The following is a 19,740-nucleotide window of genomic DNA, read 5'->3' as shown; positions in this document are numbered from 1 at the left end:
CATCATGAGCGCTGTGGATCTGGCCCGGCTCCAGTTCGCGGCCACCACGGGCATCCACTGGCTGTTCGTGCTCCTCACCATGGGGCTCGTCCCCCTCGTGGCGGTCATGCACACCCGGGCCGCGTGCACCCGCGATCCTCGCGTGAGAGCGGTGCGGGAGCGCATGACCCGATTCTGGGGCCAGCTCTACGTCGTCAACTACGCGGTCGGCATCGTCACCGGCCTCGTCATGGAGTTCCAGTTCGGACTCAGCTGGAGCGGCCTGAGCAAGTTCGCGGGCAACGTCTTCGGCGCCCCGCTGGCCCTCGAGACCCTCATCGCGTTCTTCGCCGAGTCCACCTTCCTCGGCATGTGGATCTTCGGCTGGGGACGACTGCGCAAGGGCATCCACGTCACGCTCATCTGGCTGGTCGCCCTGACCGCGTACGCCTCCGGCTACTGGATCCTGATCGCCAACGGCTTCATGCAGCACCCCGTCGGCTACGAAGTGCGCGACGGCGTGGCCTATCTGACCGACTTCGGCGCGCTGCTCACCAACTCCAGCGCCCTGATGGCGCTCGCCCACCTCTCGCTCGGCGCGCTGACCACGGGCGGCGTCCTCCTCGCCGGGGTCAGCGCCTGGCACTTCGCGCGCGGCACCAAGGAGACCGAGCTGTTCCGCGGCTCCCTGCGCCTGGGGATCTGGGTCAGCATGATCGCCTCCTTCTTCGTCGTCCTCGTCGGCGAGTGGCAGAAGCCCATCATCGAGGAGACCCAGCCCATGAAGGCGGCCGTGCTGAACGACAGCGGCGTCGCCGAGGTGCAGGCGCAGATGGTCAAGGAGTACGGACCGGGTGACTACGTGCCCTGGCAGGACTGGGTGCGGGTCTCCATGGACGTGATGTCGATCATCGGCAACACCGTGTCCACCATCACCTTCATCGCCGTCCTCCTGCTCTGGAAGGACTGGCTGGTGCGGTGGCGGCCCCTCGCCCGTCTGATGACGGTGATGATCCCGTTCCCCTTCATCGCCTCCGTGGGCGGCTGGATCGTCCGCGAGGTCGGGCGCCAGCCCTGGCTCGTCTACGGCGAGCTGACCGTCGACGACGCGCTCTCTCACGTCAGCAGGGCCTCGCTGATCGTCTCCTGCACCGTGTTCATCGCCGTCTTCGTCACCTTGGCGGTGGTGAACTGGACGCTCATCACCCGCTTCGTTCGCCGCGGACCGGACGCCACCCAGCTCGGGGTCACCGAACCGCTCGTCGAGGAGCGGCAGACGGTCCCTGTCTTCTGAGCCGCCGCCCGACGGAACCGTGAGCTCCCCTACGATGACGGAAAGTTGAGCGAGATGAGTCTGGAGACCTTCTGGCTGGCCCTGCTCGGGCTGCTTCTCGCCGGGTACTTCGTGCTCGGCGGCTACGACTACGGCGTACAGATGCTGCACCCCTTCCTGCGCGGCGACCGGGAGACGGCCGAGCGCACGGGAGACAACGCCGCCCTCGACGCCATGGCGCCGTTCTTCCTGGGCAACGAGGTCTGGCTGGTCGCCTTCGCCGGCGTGATGTTCGGTGCCTTCCCGCACCTGGAAGGCACTCTGCTGTCCGGCCTGTACCCGCTGATCGTGGCCATCCTCGTCGGCCTGGTCCTCGGCAACGCCGCCATCCAGCTGCGCCGCCGCGCCCACACCGCCCGCGCCCGCCGGTGGTGGGAGGCGCTGATCGTGCTCGGCGGTGCGCTGCCCGCCCTGTGCTGGGGCCTCGTCGTGGGCCTGCTGCTGCGGGGCGTGCCCCGGCGGGCCGACGGGTCCTTCCACCTCGGGTTCGGCGACGTGTTCTCGCCGTTCGTGCTCGCCTGCGGCATGACCTTCGCCCTGCTCCTCGCGGCGCACGGGGCGGCCTTCGTCGCGCTGCGCTCGACCCCGGACATCGCGGCCAGGGCCGCGCAGCTGGGCGCCGCCCTGCTGCGCGCGACGGGCGCCGTGGCGTGCCTCCCGCCGCTGCTGACGCTCTTCGGCGCGGGCGCCTCGATGACGAACCGCGCGACCTCGGCCGTCCTCGCCGCCCTGCTCGCGGCGGTGCTCGCCGGTGCCTGGTGGGCCGCCGTACGCGCGCACCGCGTCCGGGCCTTCGCGGCCACCGGCTGCGCGGCCGTGCTGCTGGTGCTGCTCGTGGGCGCGGGACAGTACCCGTACCTCCTGACCAGTTCGACGGGCGCGGGCCTGACCATCGACGAGGCGGTCACCGACGACGCCACGATGAAGATCCTCACCGCGTTCGGGGTCGTGCTGATCCCGGTGATCCTCACCTACCAGAGCATGAGCTGGTGGGTGTTCCGGGGGCGGACGGGCCGCCGGCACCCCGGCTACTTCTGAGCCGCGACGACGAAGAGAGGGGTACCAGGATGAAGCCGGTCGAACGCCGCCTGCTGCGGGAACTCCCGGCGCTGCGCCGCCACCTGGCGTACTCCACGGTGCTGGCCCTGCTCGCCGCTCTCCTCGTGGCGGCCCAGGCGGTCCTGCTCGCCACGCTCCTGGCGGACGGCTTCGCCGGGCGCGGGCTGCGGATCACGGCGCTCGCCGCGCTGGGTGCCGTCATGGCGCTGCGCGCGCTGCTGACCTGGCTTCGCGGGGTGCTCGCGCAGCGTGCCGCCGCCGGGGCCAAGCGCACGCTGCGGGAGCGGATCACCGGTCGGCTGCGCCACGCCAGCCCGCTGCGGCTCGCCGTCGGCCGGCACGGTGAGACCGCAACCCTCCTCACCCGCGGCCTGGACGCCCTGGACCCGTACGTCGTCGGCTATCTGCCCACCATGGCGGCCACCGCGGTGGCACCGCTCACGGTCGTGGCCTGGCTGGGCTGGACCGACTGGCCCTCGGCGCTGGTGGTCCTCGTGACGCTGCCGCTGATCCCGGTCTTCGGTGCGCTGGTCGGCATGCACACCGCCCGGCGCACCGCCCGGCAATGGCGGCTGCTGGCTCGCCTCGGCGGGCACTTCCTGGACGTGCTGGCCGGACTGTCGACGCTGCGTGCCTTCGGGCGCGAGCGACACCAGCGGGCCGTGATGGAGGAGACGGCCGACGCCCACCGGCGGGCCACCATGCGCACCCTGCGCGTGGCGTTCCTGTCCTCCCTCGTCCTGGAGACCGCCGCCACCCTGTCCGTGGCACTCGTGGCCGTCCCCGTCGGGCTGCGGCTGCTGGCCGGCAGCATCGAGCCGAGCACGGCCCTCACCGTCCTGTTCCTTGCCCCCGAGGCCTACCTTCCGCTGCGGGCCGCGGGCGCGGCCTTCCACGACAGCGCCGAGGGCGTCACCGTGGCGGAGCAGGTCTTCGCGATCCTCGACGAGGACCTGCCCCGGCGCGCGCCCGCCGTGACGCGCGGCGCCCCCGCCACCACGCGACTGCGCCTCGACACGGTCACCGTCCACTACCCCGGCCGTCCGGCCCCGGCCCTCCACCGGGTCTGCCTGGACCTGCGGCCCGGCGAGCACGTGGCCCTGGTCGGCCCGAGCGGCGCGGGCAAGTCCACGCTCCTGTCCCTGTTCCTCGGCTTCGTGAGCCCCGACTCGGGCCGGGTGACGGCCGGCGGCACCGACCTCGCCGACCTCGACCTCGACGCCTGGCGCGCCCAGGTGGCGTGGGTGCCGCAACGCCCGTACCTTTTCGCCGAGTCCGTCGCCGACAACATCCGCCTCGGCCGCCCGGACGCGTCCGACGCCGAGGTACGCCGGGCGGCCCGCGCCGCCTTCGCCGACGGCTTCATCGAGAAGCTGCCCCAGGGGTACGGCACCGTGCTCGGCGAACACGGCGCCGGACTCTCCGTCGGCCAGCGCCAACGCATCGCGCTCGCCCGCGCCTTCCTCAAGGACGCGCCCGTGCTGCTTCTCGACGAACCGACCGCCCACCTCGACGCCGACAGCGAGGCGGCCGTCACCCGCGCCACGGTCGCGCTCATGCGTGGCCGCACCGCGCTCGTGGTCGCCCACCGCACCAGCCTGCTCCCGCACGTCGACTGCGTGATCACGGTACGGGCAGGCCGCCTCACCCCGCCCGACCGGACACCCGCGAAGGAGGTGCCGACCTCATGACCGCCCAGCAGACCACCGCCACGGCCGGCCGGCAACAGCCCACGACCCATGAGACCGGCGCTGCCCAGGCCGCCGGTGACGAGGCCACTCCTGGCCGGGCTGCTGGTCCTGGGGCCGGCCTGCGTCTGTTGCGCCACCTCCTGCCGTACTGGCGCAGGCTGCTGCCCGCCGCGCTCGCCTCGGCCGCCAGTGAGCTGGCCGCCACCGCGCTCATGGCCACCGCCGCCTGGCTGATCACCCGGGCCGCGCAGCAGCCCCCGCTCGCCTCGGTGAGCCTCGCGATCGTCGCCGTACGCGCCCTGGCCCTGGGCCGCGGTGCGCTGCGCTACACCGACCGGCTCCTGGGCCACGACGGCGTACTGCGGGCCGTCTCGGGTCTGCGCACCCGCGTGTACGAGGCGCTGGTGCCGCTGGCCCCGGCCGGCACCCCCGCCTTTCGCAGCGGTGACCTGCTGACCCGCCTGGTCGACGACGTCGACGCCGCGCAGGACCTGCTCCTGCGGATCCTAATCCCGGCCGCCGTCGCCGGCGTGGCCTGCACGGCCGCCGTCGCGACGGCCACGGCCCTGCTACCGGCGGCGGGCCTGCTGCTCGGGCTGGTCCTGGCCGTCGCGGGGCTCCTCGTACCCGCATCGGTGCTCGTGCTGTCCCACCGCGCGGGCCGGGCCGAGAAGGCGGCGCGCGCCGAACTCGCCGCGGTCACCGTCGACCTGACCCGGGGAGCCGCCGACCTGGCCGCCTACGGGGCCCGCCGCCGTGTCCACGAGCGGGCCTGCCGGGCCGGCGACCGGATCGCCGTGCTGGAACGCCACAAGGCACTGACCACGTCGCTCGGCTCGGCCGCGGTGCTGCTGCTTCAGGGCGCCGCCACGGTCGGCGTCACCTGGCTCGCGCTGCGCGCGCACGCGGCCGGAGCGCTGCCCGCCACGCACCTGACCGTCGTCGCCGTCCTCGCGCTGGTCTCCTTCGAGGCCGTCGCGCCCCTTCCGGCCGCCGCCCGCCGCCTGACCGACGTACAGGCCGGCGCGCGCCGCCTGGCCGACCTGTTCGACACTCCGCCACCCGTGACCGACCCGCCCGCCCCGGTCCCGCTCCCCACCGACGAGCCGCTCGGCGTGGAGATCACCGACCTGCGCGTGCGTCACCGCCCCGACGCCCCGCCGGCCCTGGACGGCGTGAGCCTGCGGATCCCGCCCGGCGAGCGCGTCGTGCTGCTCGGCGCCAGCGGGTCCGGCAAGTCGACACTGATCGCGGCGCTGATGCGATTCGTCCCCTACGAAGCCGGAAGCATCCGCCTCGGCGGGCGCGAACTGCGCGCGTGCGCGGGCGCCGACGTGCGCCGCGTGATCACCGGCATGACGCAGGATGCGCATGTCTTCCACACCACGGTCCGTGAGAACCTGATCCTCGCCCGGCCCGACGCCTCGGAGGCCGACCTGCGGGAAGCGGTCCGCGGCGCCCGGCTGCTGGAGTGGGTCGACTCGCTGCCCGACCGCTGGGACACCGTGCTCGGCGGCGACGGCGCCACGCTCTCCGGCGGCCAGCGCCGGCGTCTCCTCCTTGCTCGCGCCCTGCTCGCGAACCCGCCCGTGCTCGTCCTGGACGAGCCCACCGAGGGACTCGACCCGGACACTGCCGCCGCCGTCCTCGCGGACATCCTCGACGCCACCCGGGGCCGGACCACGCTCCTGGTCACGCATGAACGCTCAGGGCTCACCGCCGCAGACCAGATCGTCACCTTCGACCGAGGCCGAATCTGTCCGGTGTCCGAGATTGCTGCTGGTCCTCGCCGGTAGCGTCCGTCCTGTTGACGCCCGGGGAGAACGCAGGGCAGCACAGCGCAGCCCTGACGCCGCGCTCAACGAGCGTTGTGCGCGTCGTCGACCGGGGCCGCCCGCTCGTGCAACGTGCGGGTCCTGTCGGCGGCCAAGGGTCCTCAGGCAGCCCTACGCGCCCGCACAGATCGTTATGCCGGCCCGGCGGTGCGGTCTCCGCCCGTCGGGGCCCTGGCTACCCGTGCTCTTCCGTGTAGTGGGCGCGGAGCAGGTCGGCGCCCCAGTCGTGGCGGACGTGGCGCCAGACGGAGTGGGCGTGGTTTCCGCCGTCCTGGGTGTTGTCGTACTCGATGAGCAGGTCCCGGCCCCGGACGCAGTAGTAGTGCCGGTCACCGGGCGCACGGCCGCCGGCCCAGGCGAAGGAGAGTTCGTCCAGTCCACGCGCCACCGTCTCCGACCAGCACTCGCGCGCGTACGCCTCGGGTGCACGGTCGAGGTAGCGGCGCACCAGGCGGACCAGCAGCCGCTGCTGGCCGGGCGTCATGTCGGCGTACGGCAGTCCGGCCGGCAGCAGGTCCGGGTCGGCGAAGGGGTCGTCGCGGGTCAGGATGTCGTCCGGTGGCTCGGTGGCGAAGACCGCCGTCGCCCGGCGCCCGGCGTCCAGGTCGGTGACCAGCTCCCGGGCCATGTCCTCCTCCGGCCCGAGCAGCCGGCGTCCGGCCTGCGGCCCGTCGGCGATGCGCGCGGGCTCCGCGCCGACGAAGTGGGGTGTCACCCGGATCCCGACGGCCGTGATCAGTACGTGCACGGCGAGGTGGTGGCCGTTCATCCGCCAGCCCCAGGGTCCGTCGCCGTCCGGGTCCCCCAGCAGTCGCAGCCAGTAGCGGTCGGCACCCGGAGCGCCGACCGTGGCGCGGCGGTGGCGCTCCACCTCGATCGCCCCGCGCGCGAGCGCCGCTCCCGGCGCGCTGTGCGCCGCGGCCAGCAACGCGTCGACGGCCTCGCGCTGCCGGTCGTCGAGACCCTCGGTGGACAGCCCAGGGCGGGAGCCGGGCAGATACGTCCACTGCCGCCACTCGGGCGCGTCCAGCCGGGCGGGCCCGGCGCGCACTTCGCCCACCTGCTGCGGGTCGAGAACGGACAGCAGTGCGCGCACCGCCTCCCGCATCGTCGTCGCGGCCGCCTCCGATCGCCTGACGCCCACCGTTCCTCCTCCCCCATGGGGTGGTGTCACCCCCTTGCGCCCCATGGTGCGTCATCCGGCAGCGCCGCAACAGCGGCGCGTCCGGCCGGCTGAACCGATGTACGGGGTGCTCAGCGCTCCGGTCGGGCGAACTGGGCGAGCTGGTCCTTGATCCAGGGGTCGTACGCCTCGATCCGCTGGGCGGCAGCGGGCTCGAACATGCGCAGTTGGTCCATGACCCACGGGTCGACGTGCCGGTGGGCGGGGGCGCGCTGGGAGCCGTGGTGACCGGCCGCGGTGGCGGCCCGGGTGCCGGTGTGGGGCGCCGGCTGCCCGGCTGCGGTGGCCGAGCCACCCCCGGCCAGGAGCGCGCTTCCGGCGGTCACGGCTGCGATGCCGGTGGCCGCGAGGTGCCGCGTCAGGTTCTTCACGCTTCTTCCTCCAGCTTCACGCATTGTCGGACCACAAACGGAATCAAGAGATCCGGTTGGTCCGCCTACCCAACCGGGCGAGCCGTACACCGGCCGCCCCGGGGGCCCTTGGTGCGTCGGCGGCGTCCCGGCGAGGGCTCCGTTCCGCGTACGCGGGCCGCCGTCAGCCTCCGGTACGGCCGTCACCCGCGTTCCGGGCCCTGCGCTTGCCGTGGAGCACACTCCAAGTCCTAGAGTGACGCCCCCGCCAGCTCTCCGACTTGGAGCACCGCCATGCGCTATCGCGTCCTCGGCAGGACCGGCATCGAGGTCAGCACCCACTGCCTCGGCACGATGATGTTCGGTTCCGTCGGCAACCCCGACCACAACGACAGCGCCCGCGTCATCCACGCGGCGCTCGACGCCGGCGTCAACTTCGTCGACACCGCCGACATGTACTCGGCCGGCGAGTGCGAGGAGATCGTCGGCAAGGCCCTCAAGGGCAGACGTGACGACGTCGTGCTCGCCACCAAGGTGCACTTTCCGCTGGGCGAGGGACGCAACCGCAGCGGCAACTCGCGCCGTTGGATCCTCAAGGCCGTCGAGGACAGCCTCCGGCGTCTGGACACGGACTGGATCGACCTCTACCAGGTGCACCGTCCCGACCACACCACCGACCTGGAGGAGACGCTCTCCGTCCTCGGTGACCTCGTGCGGGCCGGCAAGATCCGGACCTTCGGCTGCTCCACGTTCCCCGCGGAGGACCTCGTCGAGGCCCACCACGTGGCGGAACGCCGGGGACTGATGCGGTTGCGCACGGAGCAGCCGCCCTACTCGCTCCTCGCCCGCGGCGTCGAGCGGTCCGTGCTGCCCACCGCGCAGCGTCTGGGCATGGGCGTGCTGACCTGGGCACCGCTCGCCTCGGGTTTCCTGTCCGGCGCCTACCGCGAGGGCCGGCCCGTCGACCTCACCACCGGCCGCGCGAAACTCACCCCGCACCGCTTCGACCCCGACGTGCCCGGCAACGCGGAGAAGCTCGCCGCCGTCGAGCGGTTCGTCGCCCTGGCGGACGAGGTCGGCTGCACGCTGCCGGAACTGGCCGTCGCCTTCGCACTGGTCCACCCGGCGGTCACCTCGGTGATCACCGGCCCGCGCACCATGGGCCAGCTCGACGTCCTGCTCAAGGGCGCCGACCTGCTGCTGGAGGACTGGGTGCTCGACCGGATCGACGAGATCGTGCCACCCGGCACCGACCTCTACCGGGCCGACGGCGTCTGGCAGCCGCCGTCCCTCACCGAGCCCGCGCGGCGCAGGCGCCCGGCCGGGGAGCGGGCCGCCGCGGGAGCGGCCGTCACCGGTCGTTGAGGGCGTCGCACCGCCGGCCCCGGCCGAGACCCGCCAGGCGTCGCCGCCTGCGCCGGGCGCACCGCCCGGGCCCACCGGAGTGTCCCCCGCGCAGCGTGATGCGGTGCATGACGCGGTGCCGGTCGCCGTAGTCCCGGTTGGCGTAGTGGGACGTGCTGCGGTTGTCCCAAAGGGTGACGTCGCCGGACTGCCGGCGGTGGCGTACGACGTGTTCCGGCTTGGTGGGGTGGGCGTAGAGGATGTCGAGGAGGCCGCGGCTCTCGTGCTCCGAGACTCCGACGATGTGCGAGGTGAAGCCGGGGTTCACGAACAGGCCCTTGCGTCCGCTCTCGTGGTGCACCCGGACCACCGGGTGCTCCACGGGGGGCAGTTGGGTGAAGACCTCGCCCTCCCACAGGTTGCCCCGGCCCTGCCGGCGCTGGGCCAGGTGGTAGCCGAACTCGCGGCTGCCGTCGTGCACGGCGGTGAGCGTGTCGATGTGTGCCCGCAGGCCGGGCGACAGCGACTCGTAGGCGAGCCGGCTGTCGGCCCAGTTGGTGTCGCCGCCGGTGGGCGGTAGCACCGCGGCGCGCAGTACGGAGATCGCGGGCGGACGGCGTACGAAGGTCACGTCCGTGTGCCACACGTCGGCGAAGCCGCTGTCCTGGCTGTCCAGGGAGTACACCGCGGGCGCCACGTCACCAGAGTCGTGGAACACCGTGGTCCGCCCGGTCTGCGTGGCCACCCGGCGGACGTCCTCCTGGAGCCGTTCACGGGTCAGCGCGTCCAGGGCCGCGAACGGCTCGTCGAGCAAGAGGAGCGGGTTCTCGGCGGCCAGTGCCCGCGCGATCGCGACGCGCTGCTGCTGGCCGCCGGAGATCTCCCAGGTGCGCCGGTTCTCCGTGCCTTCCAGACCGACCCGGGCCAGCAGCGGCGCCCGCCGTTCGGGTCGGTGGGCACGGTCGACGCCCGCGTACGCAGGGCGAGGTCGACGTTGCCCCCAACGGTCCGCCACGGGAACAGTCGTGGCGTCTGGAACACCACGCCGGCCACCGCACCGGGCCTCGGTTCAGCGCCGGACACCCGCACGGTGCCGCGGGTAGGCCGCTCGAATCCGGCGATCAGGCGGAGGAGCGTGCTCTTGCCGCACCCTGAAGGGCCCACCAGAACGAGGAACTCGCCGGCGGTGACGGACAGGTCGACGCGCCCCACGGCGGTGAAGTCCTCGCCTCCCCGGCCGTACCGGTGGACAACGTCGTCGAGTCGGACAGTGCCGTCGACTGTCGTCGTCCTGCTCTCGGTGGCCGAACATGGCGAGTTCAGGTCCGCCGTGCGTGTGCGAGAGACCGATCGTGTAGGCGAATCCGGGACCGATCTCGTCTTCGGGAGCCATCACCACGTGCCATCCGTGCTGTTGCCCATGGCCGATGACCGAAACGGATCATCAGTCATGCGTGGAGGATACGAGGTGAGCCCTCACGTCGAGCCATCGAGGTTTGGGCCCCCTCAATCGAACGGCGCCATCACCCTCCGCGACGGCTCCCCGAGATCTTTGCCAGAACCGACAAATGACGGCACTGTCGTGGCCGCAGCCGCGGGACAGCCAGGAAACGGGTAGTCAGCCAGCAGGGGCTTGCCGAAGCGAGCTCTCGGCACTGCTCGCCCATGGCTCTGATCTCCGGGGTGAGCATCAAGGCGACGGCGATCTCACGCTGCTGCAGGTGTCCTGGGAACGGCGTTTCCAGTACGCGACGCTCAGCACGCCCAGCAGCGGCCCCCACAGGGTCAGCGGCGCGTAGCAGACATAGAACCAGGCAGCTTCCCAGCCGCCGGCTTGGCTAGGGTAGTCGGCCGGCAGGTCGCCACCTCGGACCGTGGTACCACTGACCTCGGAGGTGATGAACAAAAGGGTGAACAGGAGGGTGAGGCTCGCGGCCCCGAGGGTGGCCGGGAGGACCGCTGCCCTTATCGGAACCCGGCGACCGCGGAGGAACGGGATCCAGCGCGGGAACACCTCACCCCAGCGGGCGATCAGACCGACCGCGGTGAACGCGAAGACTTCGGACACGACCGACAGGAAGACGACGTAGGTTCGTTCGCCGAGTCCGCGACCGTCTCCGAACGCGGCCGGGAGCCGCCAGATACTGGAAGGAAGGACGGCCAAGGGCACGGCGTAAGCCATGAGTCGGATCCGTCGTGTCACTCCGGCAACTGGCTCGTGGGCCGCCCGCCATGCGGCGCGTAATCGTCCGGGGTGGACGGTGGTGGGTTCTTCGGCATGCTGGAGCTGCTGCATGGGCGGTCCTCGGCTTGGATGCACTACTGTTCGATCCGTTCAACAATGAAGATCCCAGTCACAAGGGATTTGAGCGTCGCGCTGAGGGCCGACTCGCCTCCGTCTGACAACCGACGAAGTGGTGCGACCAGCGGATGACTGCAGTGCCCGTTTGCCGCATGACCAGTACGTTTCACCAAGGGCATCCCGACGCTGTCCTGGCAAGAGACCCAGGGCCGGCCTTTTGGTGACACACTGGTCGTCGTGTCCAACTCCTACGCGCAGCCCATCCTGAGAACCGCGGACCTATCCGAGGGGTTGCGCACTGTCGAGAGGCTGCTCGTCGGAGCATAGGGATGATCCGTCGGCCTTCTTGCCCATCTGGGTGCGATGCTGGGCTGGGGCACCGGAGGCTGTGAAGCCCTTCCTCCAGGCTGTTGGCGACAGCCCGGCGACGGTGCGGTGGGACTTCAACGCCTGGCCCGAGGCTCCAGAGGTGGGTCTGGGGGCGGGGGGTACCCGCGGAGCGTTTGTCACGCTGTGTGTCCATGCCCGCGACCTCGACCTTGAGGAGGCAGCGGCCGACTACACCGTTTTCGTCCACGTCAAGCAGGTCGAGGCCGAACGTGCACCGTGGCTGGCAGCCCAAGTCGGGCTGCGGGTGATCGGCGACTTGGTGATGGCGCCGTACTGAGAAAGCTGTGACGGCGGTGCGTTGCTGTCCAGTGGAATGCACCCGCTGCCACAGGAAGTGCTCAGGGCTCTCCTGATGACAGATCGCCAGTTCCACGAATGCCTCGGAGGCTCCGCTGGCCGTCAAAACGACAGGTTGGAAAAGGCTCACTCTGTGAAGACCGCACCAGCGTGCCATCGCCGCAGCAACAGGTCCGGGCGGGGCCGCCCGCAGGCTCCCTGAGCCGGCTTCCAGGTCGCAGGCCCGCTCAGCGGGGCGCACCACGGGGCCGTCAGCCCCGCCGCGCCCGCCCTTTTGTCCTGCCGCCCAGCTACAGCGTCGGCCTCCCGGCACAAGCTGCCGTGCGCACGGTTCGCGCACCAGGGCCTCGTGGCGGCGTCGGTTGCCTGACGCTGAGGGCGGAACGATTCGGCGTCCTCGTTCGAGGGACAAAGCGCCTACTCCACATCCACCGGGGCATTGCTGGCACTGACCGCACCGGTACCCCTGAAAGAGAGATCACCGTGCCCGTTCGCTCCATCACGGCAGCCGTGGGCGCCGCCTGCAGCGCCTTCCTCCTGTTGGTGGCCGTGCCTGGCTCGGCCTCCGCGGCCACCGGCCAGTTCCGCTACACCTACAACACCGCCGACGGTTACGAAGCCGTCGGCTTCCTCAACAACCCCGCCAGCGGTGAGTGCATCAACCTGCCCGCGCCGGGCTCCGCTCCCGGGGCAGCCTCAAGGGCGCCCAAGAACTACACCAACGCCACCGCCACCGTCTTCCTCGACGCCGACTGCGAAGGCGACACCTACTACACGCTGTCCCTGGGCGCGGGTGCGTCCGAGCGTCTGCTCCTGCGCTCCGTCGCGTTCTCCTGACCAGCCGCCCCGGGCGCCCCGCACCACCGTGCCCGTCGGCCTTCCGGAGCAGGCAAGCGCGGGAGCTGCCGACGGCAGCAGGCCCGGGTCCGTGCACAGAGTGCACGGACCCGGACCGTCCGGGGCAGGTTCTCTACGGTTCGGTGCCCCCCGGCGCGCCCGACAGGTCCACCCCGGCCTGCCGGAGTTCTTCGCAGGCCTGCCGGATGGTGTCGTGGTTCACTCCGGCGGTCAGGTCCAGCAGCACCTGGGTGGCGAAGCCGGCCTCGGCCACGTCCAGGGCGGTGGCCCTCACGCAGTGATCGGTGGCGACACCGACCACGTCCACCGCGGTGATGTCGTGCTCCCGCAGCCAAGCCGCCAGACCGCGCCCGTCCTCGTCGGCACCTTCGAAGCCGCTGTAGCGTCCACCCGATTCCGTCCCGCGGCCGCGCGAAGCGGTAGATCATGTGCCGCCACAACAACCAGATCCCCGCCCAGCTCGCGCCCCCTGTCCGGGCCGCGGAACAGGCACCGGGCCCCTACGTCCTGTCGACGCGCCGCCCCGGCGCTGTCAGCGGCCCCGCGTAGACCGGTATCCGCAGCAGCCCTGGTCGGCACCCGGCCATGGCCGCCCCGGCTGCCGCGTGTCACCGAAGTTGATCGGCAGGCAACGTAGTCAGTCGACAGGAAGTCCGGTGTCATCAGGTGCCGGGTCACTGGGCGGCGTCTGACGGGCCTGCCGAAACGCACGTAGGGCCTCGTCGTAGCGGTGCCGGTCCTCGGCCGTGTACTGACGCGTCCGCTCAATCTGCTTTCTCGGGACGACCGCGTGAACTTCGTCAGGTCCGGGTCTTCTCTGGGGCTGTGGGTGGCGGACCACTTCGGCACCATGATCTGCACCGTTACCAGGAACCCGCAGGTCCAGAACCATGCGAATGCCGCCAACAGCGCAGCGGCCTTCTGTCGGACGATACGGTTCGATTCCCTGCCTTCGTCGACCGTCGCCAAGTCCTCCGCAGGGGTTCCACGCCAGCCCGTACCGCCTGTGTGGTGGGCGGTAACAAACCTGGTCCGCGGCCTTCGTCAAAGTGGTCCCGGTCATGTCCAGCAAAGCCATTGCTCCCGCAGCACGCCGAACCCATGCCTAAAACGAGTCCCCAGCGGGGCAGCACCTCTCTCAGGAGCCGCTCGGGCGGGGGCCTAGCGTCACGGCCGCAGCAGGTGGGGCGGTACACCCGTTCGCCGCCGTGGCCCCCCGGCGGCGACGCGGCGGCACGCCGTCCCGGCACAAGCCGTCAGCGCCGCCCGGAAGTACTTCAAGCCCGGCGCGGCCGCCCTCGCCGAGGTCACCAGCCTGCTCGCACCCAACGACAGCCAGCGCTGAACCGGCCCGTCAACCTCCACGACGCCGCGAGCCCGCACGCTGCAAGGTTTGAGGTACATGGCCACACCTTCAGGCGGTTTGGAGAGGCAGCTCCCGCCACGGGCGCGGCACGCGGCTACGGTCGCCATCGGTGGACCAGACGGCCACCGAGCTATACGGAGGAAGGACCCTCCCTTGCCGCGCCCTCGCCGTCATGAGCTCCCTGCTCCTCGCTGCCTCAGGCGTCCTCCTCGCCGCCGCCCCCAGCGCCAGCGCCAGCGCGGCTACCTGCCCGCATCACAAGGTCACGTCCATCCCCGGTGCCAAAGCGGAGTACCGCCTGGCCTGCAAGAGTGGGAATCTCCATGTCTACGGCTGGGTAAAGGACAACCGCGCTGACGGCGATTTCGCCGCACTCCACATCCACGCGGGCAACGGCGCTTCCCGCAGTGTGTTCGCTGACGGCTGGGGTGTGGTGGAGCACTTCGACTACACCTTCGCCGGGACCAAGTCGGCAGAGCTCCGGCTGAGTCTGGACAACTGACAGGGTCCGGCGGGCCTTCGCGGTCTCCGAGCCGGAGCCCAAGCCGATTCCCGACACAGGACACCGCTGGCTGGACAGGGTGTCCACGTGCACAGCGAAGCCCCGGGGCGTCATGGCCTGAGCTCCGGGGCTTCGCGCTGCTCAAGGTCGACGGTCTCGGGCGACACTTGGCGATCGGACGGCTCGAAAATGTCGATGTGAACCGACAACACTGGAGGGGCCGGTCCATTCCCCGCTTGTTGTGCGCCGTCGAATCGTGATCACGCACCAACGCCTTGAGCGGTTAGAGTCCGGGCACGACACGACGAAGGGGAGAGCTGTGGCCAAGATCAACATCAGTCTCGATGCCGAATTGGTAGTAGAAGTGATGGTCCTTGCTGGCGTTGGATCGCCCCAGGATGCCGTCGAACTGGTCGTCCGCGACTACATCGCCCGTGGTCACCGCACGGAGGCCCGCACGGAACCCAAGGACCAGAGTCTGCGCGAGGTAGAGATCAAACCGCAGGAGGAGCAGGGTTGATCATTCGCAGAGTCCATCGGCGAAGAACCAGGAGTGATCAGCCTGTGGCTGTGTCCTGTGCCCGGGCTGCCCTGGTGGCGGCGAGCCGATAGGACTCGGTGCCAGTCTCGATGTGGGCCGGCGTGAACTTCCCCGCAGAGCATGCTGGTTCGAGGGCGGTGGCCCCGGGAAACGCGCCAGGCTTGCGGACCAGGGCCTCCAACCCGGCCTCTGATCAACCTCGCCGTCATATCCGGCCCCCGCAACCCGAGATGCCGCCGCCCTTGGGCCTGTTCGGGGTCACCGACCCGGCGGACGCCGCCTGGCTGCGCACCAGGCTCTCGGACCAGCCGGCACACATCGAACGCATCCACGTCCCACGAAGCGGCGTCGGACGACCACGCTGCAGGCCCGACCAGGTCATCGCGGACAAGGCCTACAGCTCCCGCAGCTTCCGCACCTACCTGCGCAAACGCGGCATCGCACACACCATCCCGGAGAAGACCGACCAGCAACGGCACCGTCACAACCGCGGACGCGACGGCGGCCCACCACCGGCATTCGACCGGCATCGCCACCGTCGCCGCCACGTCGTTGAGCGCTGCTTCAACCGCCTCAACAGCTTCCGCGGCATCGCCACCCGATACGAGAAGACCGCCACCTCCTACGAAGCAGCGGTCGCTCTCCGCCTGAAAACGGACCCTAGGCGCTGTTTCTCGGATCACGTGCGGAGCCAGATGATGAGTGCTGCGAGGGTGACGGTGCCCAGGTAGATGTAGGCCCGCTTTTCGTAGCGAGTGGCGACGGCGCGGAAGCCTTTCAAGCGGTTAATGGCACGTTCGACGGTGTTGCGCTTCTTGTAGCGCTCGCTGTCGAAGCCGGTGGGCCGGCCGCCGCGGGAGCCGCGGTTTCGCCGGTGTCTGCGCTGGTCACGCCGTTCGGGAATGGTGTGGGCGATACCTCGTCGCCGCAGGTAGCGGCGGTTGTGCCGCGATGTGTAGGCCTTGTCTGCCAGGACGCGGTCAGGTCGGGAGCGCGGCCGCCCGGATCCGATGCGGGGCACGGCTATCTGCTGCAGTACTGCCTCGAGTTGAGGGCCGTCACCGTAGTGGCCGGGGGTCAGCAGGAGCGCGAGGGGCCGGCACCGTCCGTCGGAGGCGAGATGGATTTTGGTGGTGAAGCCGCCACGGGAGCGTCCCGGACATTCGCCGAGGCGACCACCTCCTCCAGCCGGACGGCCAGTCTCCGCAGGACCGGATCGGGTTGGTTCGTCCCTGAGCGGGCCCCCTTTTGAGGAGCCGCGACGGGCGGTGTTCTGCGGGCGCCGGCAGCGTGCTGATGGGCCCGCACCGCGGTGGAGTCCACCGACACGTCCCAGTCGACCCGGCCCGCCGCGTCCTCTGCGGCCTGGATCTTCGACAGCAGCATCTTCCAGGTGCCGTCCGCTGACCAGCGGCGATGACGCTTGTAGACGGTCTCCCAGGGCCCGAAACGCTCGGGCAGGTCACGCCACTGCACGCCCGTCCTCACCCGGTACAGCACTCCGTTGATCACCCGTCGGTGGTCACTCCACCGGCCTCCACGCGTCCCTCCCTGAGGCAGAAACGACTCAAGCCGATCCCACTCCGCATTCGTTAAATCGCCACGGCCCATGCCTCCACCCTGACCTCAACAACCCTGTCATGTCAGGAGATCCGAGAAACAGTGCCTAGTACGCGAGTTGCCCGATGCCTCCGTCAACGCGCAGCACGGTCCCCGCGGTGTAAGCGGATTCGTCCGAGGCGAGGTAGACCGCCGCCTTCGCCAGCTCGGTGGCAGTGCCCAGGCGATGCAGAGGCACGGTCTGCCGGAGTTCCTCGTAGAGGGCGGCCTGGCGCTCGGGTCCGAGGGGCGCGAACGCATTGGTGATCGTCGGGCCCGGGCTCAGTCCGTTGACGCGGATGCCCCGGTCCTTCAGCTCATGGGTCAGCCCGCGTGTGTAGGAGAGCAGGCCCGCCTTGGCCGCGCCGTAGACGGTCGCATTGTCGTGTCCGATGTACGCGGAGACCGAGCCGACGAGAATGACCGAGGACTGCTGCGCGAAGAGCGGTAGCAAGTCCCTGATCAGGAAGAACGGTGACTTGAGATTGGTCGCGAGGAGTCTGTCGAAGGCCTCCTCGGTCCATGCCTCGATGGGGAGGTGGGTGACGTCGGCGGCGTTGCTCATCAGGATGTCGAGCTTCGGCCATTGCTCCTGGAGCCGCGCCGCGAGCGCCGCCTGGCCGGGTACGTCGCCTGCGTCACTGACGACGGTCAGCAGCGGACCGTCCAGCTGCCGGGCTGCGGCGTCCAGCCTTTCCTGAGAACGGCCTGTGATGGCGACCGCGGCTCCCTCGGCGAGGAACTCGCGGGCCGTTTCCAGGCCGATGCCGCTCGTCCCCCCTGTGATCAGGGCGTGCTTTCCCACAAGACGGTTCATTGTTGCGTCCCCCTCAGATCGCGGTGCGGCCACCATCGGCGGCCACGACCGCCCCGGTCATGTAACTGGCCCGGTCACTGGCGAGAAAGGCGATCACCTGGGCCACCTCGACCGGGTCGGAAGTGCGCTTGAGCGCGGTGGTCAGCCCCATGCCGCCCATGTCCGGGCCCATCGCCGCCACCACCTTCGACGTGCGCATCGGACCTGGAGCGACGGCGTTGACCCGCACGTTCGACTCGGCGAACTCCGCCGCCCAGGTGCGGGTAAGCGATTCGAGCGCGGCTTTGGTGGCGCCGTAGACGGCCATGCCCGGCATGCCGAGGCCGGCCGCGGTGGAGCTGACGTTGACGATGCTGCCGCCGCCGCCCGCCGCCATCTTCTCCGCGAGCAGAGCCGTGAGCAGGAACGGGGCACGCACATTGACCGCGAAGGCGGCCTCGTAGCTCGTGAGGTCCTGCCCGGCGGTCGGGGAGAACGTCATCACGCTCGCATTGTTGACCAAGATGTCGACGGCTCCGGCGTCCGCGGCCAGTTGTCGCACGCCCGCCGGGTCGGACAGATCGGCGGCGACGAAACGCACCGCCCCGGCGGAACCGCCGCCGGCTGCGCGGAGGTCTTCCGCTACCCGGGCGCCGCGCTGTGGATCGGTGCCGGTCAGGATCAGGTCGGCTCCGCCCGCGGCCAGCACCCTGGCCGTGACGTGCCCAAGTCCCCCGATCGCGCCGGATCCGGTGACGAGTGCCGTCTTGCCTGCGAATTCCATTGCTCCGCCCTTCGCGCCGGCCAGTGAGCGACCGACTTCTGTGCGCCCGTTCAAGAAGTGACGCGACGGAACCTACGACTTCTTGAATGCCTAGTCAAGAAGTCGTAGTATCGAGCACGTGGCACGAACTGGACGCCCCCGCGAGTTCGACAAGGAACAGACGCTGGAGCGCGCACTCGAACTGTTCTGGTCCCGGGGATACGGGGCGACGTCGATCCAGGACCTGGTCGACGCGCTCGCCGTCGAGCGCGGCAGTCTCTACGGCGCATTCGGCGACAAGCGCCGCTTCTACCTCGAAGCCGTCAGGCTCTACTGGCAGGTGTACGAGCGGCATCTGACCGCCGCACTCGACACCAGTCCTCTCCTGCCCGCCCTGCGGGAGATCCTGACCCATCCCGCCAGGCTGGACGAACTGGTCTCCGACCTGGGCGTGCCACAGGGCTGCCTGATCGGCAACACAACCGCCGAACTCGTCCCCCAGGACAGCGAAGCCACAGAGATCGTCACCCGCTCGTACCGCCGGTTCACCGACATCGTCGCCGCTGCGCTCCGCCGCGCCCAGGCCGCCGGAGAGGTCACGGACACCTGCTCCCCGGAGGCCCAGGCGCAACTCCTCCTCTACATCGTCCAGGGCCTCTCGCTCGTATCGAGGGCGGGGCTCGACAGGTCTGCGGCCCTGGCGGCGATCGACACGGCGGTCGACGGGTTGCGGGCGTGACCGGACCCCTGCCGCGGCCGCAGCAGCCCAAACGCCTGCGTATCCACTAGGAGATACGCGCCGGCCTGCGCCGGAACTCCTCCAACTCGCCTGAGCCATCATCTGGTTCCGACGGCTGCGCGGCGCCTGCCGAAACGGTCCGTGCGTCGACTCCGAAGTCCCCAGCGGCGATACCCCGGAGGCGTCGAGCCATGAAGGCGACGAGTTGTGCGGCTCCGCCACCCGCAGCGCCAACCTGGTCCAGGCCGTCGTCGCCCGGCATCCGACCTGCTCAGGTCCGGGGCCCCGGACGGCTCGGTTGACCGTCGAATTATCTGCAACTACTTTGGTGACAGTTGATCGGCGGCGACAAGGAGCCGGAGATGGCGGGGCTCAGCAGCAGGAGCGCGGTCGCGATTCACGCGCTTGCGATGCTGGCGCACCGGCGTGGAGGCTCGTTGACTTCCGCGGAGATCGCGGACAGCCTCGAAAGCAATCCAGTTCTTGTGCGGCGCATCCTCGGCCGCTTGCGAGACGCTCACCTGGTGCGGTCCACCGAGGGGCGGGGTGGCGGCTGGTCCCTTGCCCGCACCCCGCGGGACATCACGCTCTATGACGCGTACGCCGCCGTAGAGGGAGGGCGGATCTTCTCGAAGCACCCCCATCCGCCCAGCGGGGCATGTGTGATCGGCCGCAACATCGGCGATCTGCTCGACGTCGAGTTCCGCAGCGCGGAGCGGGCTCTGGAGGAACAGCTCGTCCGGACGACGATCGCCGCCCTGCTGCAGCAGATACTGGCCTGCGACAACGAAGCGCAGGACCACTGATTCAACA

18 protein-coding genes and 3 pseudogenes are annotated in these 19,740 nt (G+C 70.6%); 13 read left to right on the top strand and 8 right to left on the bottom strand.

All coding sequences use genetic code 11. From position 1 onward, the window contains the following. Nucleotides 1–4: 4 nt before the first annotated feature. Genes ACIGO6_RS33655 through cydC form a run of 4 tightly spaced genes read left to right on the top strand, consistent with a single transcriptional unit; the run spans nucleotide 5 to nucleotide 5,858 of the window. Entirely contained in the window at nucleotides 5–1,273 is a 1,269-nt protein-coding gene (locus ACIGO6_RS33655) for a cytochrome ubiquinol oxidase subunit I (protein WP_399882991.1), read from the top strand. 54 nt (nucleotides 1,274–1,327) lie between these two features. Beyond that, nucleotides 1,328–2,350, top strand: coding sequence for a cytochrome d ubiquinol oxidase subunit II (locus tag ACIGO6_RS33650; RefSeq protein WP_399883155.1), 1,023 nt, complete (start codon nucleotides 1,328–1,330; stop codon nucleotides 2,348–2,350). Nucleotides 2,351–2,379: 29 nt separating this feature from the next. Beyond that, the gene (gene cydD / locus ACIGO6_RS33645; protein WP_399882989.1) at nucleotides 2,380–4,062 is read left to right on the top strand and encodes a thiol reductant ABC exporter subunit CydD; all 1,683 of its coding nucleotides are present in this window, start codon (nucleotides 2,380–2,382) and stop codon (nucleotides 4,060–4,062) included. After that, nucleotides 4,059–5,858 carry a thiol reductant ABC exporter subunit CydC gene (gene cydC, locus ACIGO6_RS33640; RefSeq protein ID WP_399882987.1) on the top strand — a complete coding sequence of 600 codons (1,800 nt, stop codon included), beginning with the start codon at nucleotides 4,059–4,061 and terminating at the stop codon, nucleotides 5,856–5,858. Before cydD ends, cydC begins: the two co-directional genes overlap by 4 nt. Before the next feature lie 214 nt (nucleotides 5,859–6,072). Here the strand turns inward: cydC and ACIGO6_RS33635 are convergent, their stop codons facing one another. Together ACIGO6_RS33635 and ACIGO6_RS33630 are read right to left on the bottom strand one after the other, a co-directional pair. Then, the gene (locus ACIGO6_RS33635; protein WP_399882985.1) at nucleotides 6,073–7,041 is read right to left on the bottom strand and encodes a DUF3500 domain-containing protein; all 969 of its coding nucleotides are present in this window, start codon (nucleotides 7,039–7,041) and stop codon (nucleotides 6,073–6,075) included. Nucleotides 7,042–7,151: 110 nt separating this feature from the next. Continuing rightward, a complete protein-coding gene (locus ACIGO6_RS33630; protein WP_399882983.1) occupies nucleotides 7,152–7,451 on the bottom strand; it encodes a hypothetical protein in 300 nt (99 codons plus the stop codon). A gap of 273 nt (nucleotides 7,452–7,724) precedes the next feature. Between ACIGO6_RS33630 and ACIGO6_RS33625 the strand changes: the two genes are divergently transcribed. After that, on the top strand, nucleotides 7,725–8,795 hold the full coding sequence (locus ACIGO6_RS33625) for an aldo/keto reductase (RefSeq protein WP_399882981.1): 1,071 nt from the start codon (nucleotides 7,725–7,727) through the stop codon (nucleotides 8,793–8,795). On the opposite strand, the pseudogene ACIGO6_RS33620 reads toward ACIGO6_RS33625, so the two are convergent. Then, nucleotides 8,782–10,097, bottom strand: a pseudogene (locus tag ACIGO6_RS33620) (TauD/TfdA family dioxygenase). The gene ACIGO6_RS33625 and the pseudogene ACIGO6_RS33620 overlap by 14 nt on opposite strands. A 367-nt stretch (nucleotides 10,098–10,464) precedes the next feature. Then, on the bottom strand, nucleotides 10,465–11,070 hold the full coding sequence (locus ACIGO6_RS33615; protein ID WP_399882979.1) for a hypothetical protein: 606 nt from the start codon (nucleotides 11,068–11,070) through the stop codon (nucleotides 10,465–10,467). Nucleotides 11,071–11,464: 394 nt separating this feature from the next. Here ACIGO6_RS33615 and ACIGO6_RS33610 point away from each other — a divergent pair, with 394 nt between their 5' ends. Next, nucleotides 11,465–11,743, top strand: a complete 279-nt coding sequence (locus tag ACIGO6_RS33610; protein WP_399882977.1) for a hypothetical protein — start codon at nucleotides 11,465–11,467, stop codon at nucleotides 11,741–11,743. Between the two features lie 503 nt (nucleotides 11,744–12,246). After that, nucleotides 12,247–12,600, top strand: coding sequence for a hypothetical protein (locus tag ACIGO6_RS33605; protein WP_399882975.1), 354 nt, complete (start codon nucleotides 12,247–12,249; stop codon nucleotides 12,598–12,600). Between the two features lie 133 nt (nucleotides 12,601–12,733). Here the strand turns inward: ACIGO6_RS33605 and ACIGO6_RS33600 are convergent. Then, a pseudogene (locus tag ACIGO6_RS33600) lies at nucleotides 12,734–13,003 on the bottom strand (isochorismatase family protein); the annotation flags it as partial. 1,156 nt (nucleotides 13,004–14,159) lie between these two features. On the opposite strand from ACIGO6_RS33600, the gene ACIGO6_RS33595 reads away from it, so the two are divergent. The 4 genes and pseudogenes from ACIGO6_RS33595 to ACIGO6_RS33580 all read left to right on the top strand — a co-directional run bounded on the left by ACIGO6_RS33595 (nucleotide 14,160) and on the right by ACIGO6_RS33580 (nucleotide 15,761). Beyond that, a complete protein-coding gene (locus tag ACIGO6_RS33595; protein WP_399882973.1) occupies nucleotides 14,160–14,489 on the top strand; it encodes a hypothetical protein in 330 nt (109 codons plus the stop codon). A 319-nt stretch (nucleotides 14,490–14,808) separates the two neighbouring features. Then, nucleotides 14,809–15,009: a type II toxin-antitoxin system VapB family antitoxin gene (locus tag ACIGO6_RS33590; RefSeq protein WP_399882971.1), complete on the top strand. Its 201-nt coding sequence runs from the start codon at nucleotides 14,809–14,811 to the stop codon at nucleotides 15,007–15,009. A gap of 236 nt (nucleotides 15,010–15,245) precedes the next feature. Beyond that, nucleotides 15,246–15,341: pseudogene (locus ACIGO6_RS33585) on the top strand (alpha/beta hydrolase); the annotation flags it as partial. Continuing rightward, nucleotides 15,315–15,761: a transposase gene (locus tag ACIGO6_RS33580; RefSeq protein ID WP_399883153.1), complete on the top strand. Its 447-nt coding sequence runs from the start codon at nucleotides 15,315–15,317 to the stop codon at nucleotides 15,759–15,761. The pseudogene ACIGO6_RS33585 and the gene ACIGO6_RS33580, both read left to right, overlap by 27 nt. On the opposite strand, the gene ACIGO6_RS33575 is transcribed toward ACIGO6_RS33580, so the two are convergent. From ACIGO6_RS33575 to ACIGO6_RS33565, 3 genes are all read right to left on the bottom strand, one after another. After that, a protein-coding gene (locus ACIGO6_RS33575; protein WP_399882969.1) for an IS5 family transposase occupies nucleotides 15,710–16,641 on the bottom strand; the annotation gives its coding sequence in 2 pieces (ribosomal slippage) (nucleotides 15,710–16,264 and nucleotides 16,267–16,641; 930 coding nt in all). The two genes, ACIGO6_RS33580 and ACIGO6_RS33575, sit on opposite strands and share 52 nt — an antisense overlap. A gap of 55 nt (nucleotides 16,642–16,696) precedes the next feature. Beyond that, the gene (locus ACIGO6_RS33570; RefSeq protein ID WP_399882967.1) at nucleotides 16,697–17,446 is read right to left on the bottom strand and encodes an SDR family oxidoreductase; all 750 of its coding nucleotides are present in this window, start codon (nucleotides 17,444–17,446) and stop codon (nucleotides 16,697–16,699) included. Between the two features lie 13 nt (nucleotides 17,447–17,459). Continuing rightward, complete coding sequence (locus ACIGO6_RS33565; RefSeq protein ID WP_399882965.1) at nucleotides 17,460–18,209, bottom strand: SDR family NAD(P)-dependent oxidoreductase; 750 nt, start codon at nucleotides 18,207–18,209, stop codon at nucleotides 17,460–17,462. Between the two features lie 118 nt (nucleotides 18,210–18,327). Here ACIGO6_RS33565 and ACIGO6_RS33560 point away from each other — a divergent pair, with 118 nt between their 5' ends. Continuing rightward, nucleotides 18,328–18,927: a TetR/AcrR family transcriptional regulator gene (locus tag ACIGO6_RS33560; protein WP_399882963.1), complete on the top strand. Its 600-nt coding sequence runs from the start codon at nucleotides 18,328–18,330 to the stop codon at nucleotides 18,925–18,927. 362 nt (nucleotides 18,928–19,289) lie between these two features. Beyond that, nucleotides 19,290–19,733 (top strand): Rrf2 family transcriptional regulator, encoded by a 444-nt coding sequence (locus tag ACIGO6_RS33555; protein ID WP_399883150.1) that lies wholly within the window; start codon nucleotides 19,290–19,292, stop codon nucleotides 19,731–19,733. Nucleotides 19,734–19,740 lie beyond the last annotated feature (7 nt).

The organism is Streptomyces sp. NPDC053750, assembly GCF_044544295.1.
Taxonomy (GTDB): Bacteria; Actinomycetota; Actinomycetes; order Streptomycetales; family Streptomycetaceae; genus Streptomyces.
This window is presented reverse-complemented; position numbering and strand designations above follow the sequence as displayed.

Bases quoted from the DNA above. Each gene is read 5' to 3' on its own strand.
- ACIGO6_RS33655 (WP_399882991.1), top strand. From the start codon at position 5: ATGAGCGCTGTGGATCTGGCCCGGCTCCAGTTCGCGGCCACCACGGGC.
- ACIGO6_RS33650 (WP_399883155.1), top strand. From the start codon at position 1,328: ATGAGTCTGGAGACCTTCTGGCTGGCCCTGCTCGGGCTGCTTCTCGCC.
- cydD (WP_399882989.1), top strand. From the start codon at position 2,380: ATGAAGCCGGTCGAACGCCGCCTGCTGCGGGAACTCCCGGCGCTGCGC.
- cydC (WP_399882987.1), top strand. From the start codon at position 4,059: ATGACCGCCCAGCAGACCACCGCCACGGCCGGCCGGCAACAGCCCACG.
- ACIGO6_RS33625 (WP_399882981.1), top strand. From the start codon at position 7,725: ATGCGCTATCGCGTCCTCGGCAGGACCGGCATCGAGGTCAGCACCCAC.
- ACIGO6_RS33615 (WP_399882979.1), bottom strand. From the start codon at position 11,070: ATGCAGCAGCTCCAGCATGCCGAAGAACCCACCACCGTCCACCCCGGA.
- ACIGO6_RS33595 (WP_399882973.1), top strand. From the start codon at position 14,160: ATGAGCTCCCTGCTCCTCGCTGCCTCAGGCGTCCTCCTCGCCGCCGCC.
- ACIGO6_RS33570 (WP_399882967.1), bottom strand. From the start codon at position 17,446: ATGAACCGTCTTGTGGGAAAGCACGCCCTGATCACAGGGGGGACGAGC.
- ACIGO6_RS33565 (WP_399882965.1), bottom strand. From the start codon at position 18,209: ATGGAATTCGCAGGCAAGACGGCACTCGTCACCGGATCCGGCGCGATC.
- ACIGO6_RS33555 (WP_399883150.1), top strand. From the start codon at position 19,290: ATGGCGGGGCTCAGCAGCAGGAGCGCGGTCGCGATTCACGCGCTTGCG.